The organism is Gilvimarinus sp. 1_MG-2023 (assembly GCF_030548285.1).
In genome coordinates, this window is the sequence record NZ_JAUOSC010000055.1 from 1 (window position 1) to 568 (window position 568).

Here is a 568-nt window from a genome sequence, read left to right on the forward strand (position 1 = left end):
GTATTTGGGCAGAGGCAAGTGTTTGCTCTGCTGATACTCCTGCAAGCGGGTTTTGGGGTCCTTGATCGGGTCTTCCAGAGACAGTTCATCCAGCCGGGTCTGATACCAGCTCAGAATACAGCGACGCGCAGCATCCAGGCCAGCGTCCAGATAGATGGCACCAATCAGAGCCTCTACCGTATCCGCCAAAATGGACTCGCGCCGATGTCCACCACTTTTCAGTTCACCAGACCCCAGAATCAGGAAATCTCCCAGGTCGAATTCACGAGCCAGGTCGGCCAGGGTTTTACCCTTGACCATGCGGGCACGCAAGCGACTGAGTTTGCCTTCACGAGCCTGATCAAAACGCTGGTAAAGATCTTCAGCAACAACAAAATTAAGAATGGAGTCACCCAGAAATTCAAGGCGCTCGTTGTTGGTACCACCTTTACTGCGGTGGGTAAGCGCCAGAGTCACCAGTTGTTCATTTTTAAAGGTGTAGCCCAGGCGCTGGGAAAGTTTTAACAGAGGGTCATTCACTTATTGAAATTCTTCATGATGAGTAAATTGGCCAATAACATACAGGTTG

General features: G+C 50.5%; 1 protein-coding gene. It reads right to left on the reverse strand.

Annotated features, from left to right (window positions below; translation table 11 throughout):
* The coding region (gene rnc / locus Q4563_RS15610) for a ribonuclease III (RefSeq protein WP_303605113.1) at positions 1-519 on the reverse strand (519 nt) is incomplete at its 3' end.
* Positions 520-568: the final 49 nt, after the last annotated feature.